This is a genomic window from Mucilaginibacter sp. P4_G9 (assembly GCF_056400985.1).
Map to the genome: position 1 here is coordinate 1 of NZ_JBFUKF010000394.1, position 4,594 is coordinate 4,594.

Genomic DNA, 4,594 nt, shown 5'->3' on the forward strand with positions numbered 1-4,594 from the left:
AAGTTTGCCCGACATTATGGAGATGTTAAAAAAGCTGTTAAAGCTAACCTATGTAACGGATGGGGAGAAGTTTACGTTGCAGAAGGAATACACTAATTAACCAATTATTTATTAAACTTAAATTCCGCTGTATGAAAAAATAAAAACAAACTCTCTATACTAAAAGGAAAGAAAGAGTGCTTGCGACACCCTTTCTTTTAAATCCCCCATGATCTCGGAAAAGAACACCTTTACTAAGGTGTAAGGGGTTTATTGTCTCATTTTTTAACCAAATAAAACATTTCTAATGTATGAATATTAATTTACAAACCTCCATCGACTGGTGTAGAATCATGAAAATAACATGTTGTCAGCTCTTAATAGCAATTGTCTTCACAGGGGTTTCCCTGGCTAAGCCCGGCCATGCTCAGGGTATATTATCCCAGCAGGTAGATATTTCTGCCAACAATATGGATTTGAGCAGTTTCCTGAAAAAACTGGAAAAAAAGGCTAATGTGAGATTTGTTTATTTCCAGGATATAATTGAAAGCTCAAAAAAAATAAGCGTAGATGCGCACCAGGAAAAACTTAAAGACCTGTTAACCGAACTTTTAAAGCCTTACAATATTAGCTACGATGTTGTTAATGATCGCATTGTGCTAAGCAAAACCACCAATGAATCATCAATAACCACAACAGAAATTAAGCCCGGTACCGGGGAGGTGCAGGCAGTTGCCATTAGTGGTAAAGTTACTGATGAAACGGGGCAAGGACTGCCCGGCGTGGTAGTAAAATTAAAGGGAACAAATACAGCTGTAAGTACAGATTCACAGGGAGCTTATACAATTAATATACCCGACTATAATGGCACTTTGATATTTTCATTTATAGGTTACACCAGCCGCGAAGTAGCAATTAACGGGCAAAAAACCATTAACGTTCAATTACAACAGGAAAATAAACAGTTAAATGAAGTTGTTGTGGTTGGTTACGGTACTCAAAAAAGATCTGATATCACCGGTTCTGTAGCTTCGGTGCCTAAAGCCCGTTTATCGGAGTTACCGGTAACCAACGTTTTACAGGCTTTGGAAGGCGCAGTAGCAGGTGTTACCATTTCAACGTCATCATCCGTACCAGGTAGTCAGCCATCATCAATTGTAAGGGGACAAAACTCAATTGGAGCAACTACCGGCCCATACGTGGTTGTTGATGGTATTCCGCTTAGTAAAACCGGGGGCTCACTTAATGATATCAACCCCAATGATATAGCATCGATGGAAATATTAAAAGATGCATCGGCGGTGGCCATTTATGGAACCAATGGATCAAATGGTGTTATATTGATCACCACAAAAAGGGGCAATAGTGGTAAGCCGGTTATTCGTTACAGCGGTTATGCGGGTGTTGAAAATCTGGCACATATCCTTGAGCCACGTGATCCGGCATCTTATATACAAAAATATGCCGATTATATGTCACAAACCGGGCAAACCCAAACAAGTCCGGTACCTAACAGCTCCGAGCTGCCAAATTACCAGGCCGGTAAAACAATCGACTGGATTAAGGAAGTAACGCAACAAGGTGTAATGCAGGATCATAACCTTAGTGTATCTGGCGGTAGTCCTGATGTTAAATATTATATATCGGGCGATTATCTTAAACAAAAAGGTGTAGTAAAAGGATACCAGTATAACAGGGTAAGCATCCGCTCAAACCTTGATATTAATGTTACCAATTATTTAACAGTTGGGATGTCATCCTATTTCGCCAACAATAATTATGATGGAGGCCGGGCAAATTTGTTATTTGCTACAGCCATGAGCCCTTATGGAAATGAATATAATGCCGATGGCACTTATAACATTTACCCCATGAAGCCGGAGTTGTTATATACTAACCCGCTATTAGGTTTAACTACAGATCAAATTAACCGGAGCGTTAACCTGAATGGTAATGGCTATGCCGAAATAAAATTTGGCGGTATTTTAAAAGGGTTAAAATACCGGGTTAATGCAGGCTACACTTATTTACCAACCCGAGTTGATAGTTATAGCGGCCGATTGGCAAATACACCCTTAGGATCTGCCAGTGCTGCAAGTTCCGAAACAAGTGCCTATACTATCGAAAACCTGTTATACTATAATAAAGATATAGGTTTGCACCATTTTGACTTTACCGGACTATACAGCGCGCAGCGCCGCAGGTATTTTACATCAACAGCAGCTGCAACGGGCTTTGTTAATGATGAGCTTTCTTTTAACAACTTAGGCGCCGGGGCAACGCAGACTTCCACATCTTACTCAGACAGATATGCGTTAAACTCGCAAATGGGGCGTATAAACTATTCCTATAATGGCCGGTACTTATTTACATTCACTGCACGTCGGGATGGTTCATCAGTTTTCGGAGCTAATACAACTAAATATGGTTGGTTCCCATCTGCTGCTTTGGGCTGGAACATTAGCGAGGAAAATTTCCTTAAAAATTCAAAAATCGTCAACAATTTAAAGCTAAGGGCATCCTACGGAAAAACCGGGAACGAAGCTGTTGGTGTTTATCAAACCATTACAACTGACGGTACAGTAAGATCCCCCTTTAACGGGGTAAGTACAATAGGTGTACAGGCAAGCAACCTGGGCAATGTCAATCTGCATTGGGAAACAACTGTGGGTACCAATCTCGGAGCTGATTTCGCCCTGTTTAACAGCCGTATTAACGGTTCTGTTGACGCGTACAAGACCCGCACGTATGGATTATTACTGCAAAGAGCCCTTCCTTCCATAACRGGCTACTCAAGAGTGTTGGATAATATAGGTAAAGTGGCTAATAAAGGCATCGAGGTTACTTTAAATACACGCAATATTGTTGGTAAGGATTTTCGTTGGGAAAGCAATATTGTATATGCGGTTAACCGTAATAAAATTGTTGACCTGTATGGTGACGGGAAGAGTGATTTGGGTAACCGTTGGTTTATTGGTAAACCCATTGGTGTAATTTACGATTACAAAATGACAGGTATATGGCAAACCGGTGAAGATGCTTCAAAACAAGATCCGGGAGCTAAACCTGGCGATTTAAAATTTGCCGATACCAATGGTGATGGTAAAATTACAGCGGATGATAAGGTTATCCAGGGCCAGACCGCACCAAAATGGACAGGTGGTATTACAAATACTTTTCATTACAAGCAGTTTAACCTGAGTGTATTTATACAAACCGCGCAGGGGATGCTTAAAAATAATGCCGATTTAAATTATGCCGATGAATCTGGCCGAAGAAATACACCATCAGAAATAGGTTACTGGACACCTACTAATGGCAATAATTCTTTCCAGGCATTATCATATACCAATACCCGTGGTTATGGATATCCGCGCGATGCCAGCTATACCCGTATTAAGGATGTAACCTTTAGCTATGTAGTTCCACAAAAATTACTGGATAAAGCGCATATAAGCAGTTTAACATTTTATGTAAGCGGCCGCAATCTGCACACCTTTACTAAATGGATAGGCTGGGATCCCGAACAAACTTTTTATACCAGGGGAACAGCAAACTCTAATGCTAATCAGTCAGCATTTACCGCCGACTGGACCAATAACTATCCTGTAACCCGCACATTTGTATTTGGTGCAAATATTTCATTAAAATAAACTGATAAAATATAAAAACATGAAAAAGTATTCAATTATATTGGTTTCGGTATCAGTGCTTATTATCGCATTTGCATCCTGTAAAAAAGCTTACCTGGATGAAAAACCATATTCCGCATATACACCTTTAACATTAACAGATTCATTGGGCCTTCAGGCATCATTAGTGGGTTTGTATAATTACACTACCGGTATCCTTACTTATTCCAGCGCGCAGGGATGGCCAAGTGTTTGGCAGGTTGGTACAGATGTAGCCAATGCTACCGCAAATCAGCAGGGAATTGAAGTGCCGTACTATAATTATGCCACATTAACTTCAACAGATGCCGCCGCCTCCTATGTTTGGGGCAAATATTACGCGTTAATTAATAATACAAATATTATAGTTGATGCTGTAGAAGGATCTGGTGTTAAGGGTCTTACCGCTAACGGAAAGAATGCTGTAAGTGCAGAAGCCAAATTTTTCAGGGCTTATGCTTATAATAGCTTAGCAACACTTTTTGGAAAAGTGCCATTGGTGGTACATACACTTACCGGCCCTAAAACAGATTTTGTACGTGCATCTCTTGATAATGTTAACGCGCAGATTGTAAGCGATCTTACTTTTGCAGCAGCCAACCTTACTGATGTTGGCGGTGTATCATCAAAATTTGATGCAACAGGTAAACTGCCGGCCGGCAGGGCCAATAAATACATGGCCATGCAATTGCTTGCAGAAGTATACCTGCGTATGGGTAAAAACGACCTGGCCGAACAGCAGGCACAGGCTATTATTAGCAGCGGCAAGTTTAGCCTCGTAAAAAACCGCTATGGTGTAAGGGCCGCAGGAGCCGGTGATTATTATTCAGATATGTTTGTTTACGGCAACCAAAGGCGCGCCCAGGGAAGTAGTGAGGCAATATGGGTACTTGAGCAGGAAAACCCAAGCTCGGTAGTGGGTGGTAATGTTGATAATGCCCAGC

Annotated in this window: 2 protein-coding genes; both read left to right on the top strand. The window is 41.0% G+C overall.

The window, feature by feature from the left end; all coding sequences use genetic code 11:
• Positions 1 to 290 precede the first annotated feature (290 nt).
• The gene (locus AC1DPZ_RS22380; RefSeq protein ID WP_477407617.1) at positions 291 to 3,632 is read left to right on the top strand and encodes a SusC/RagA family TonB-linked outer membrane protein; all 3,342 of its coding nucleotides are present in this window, start codon (positions 291 to 293) and stop codon (positions 3,630 to 3,632) included.
• 19 nt (positions 3,633 to 3,651) lie between these two features.
• A partial coding sequence (locus tag AC1DPZ_RS22385) for a RagB/SusD family nutrient uptake outer membrane protein (RefSeq protein WP_477407619.1) occupies positions 3,652 to 4,594 on the top strand: 943 nt, incomplete at its 3' end.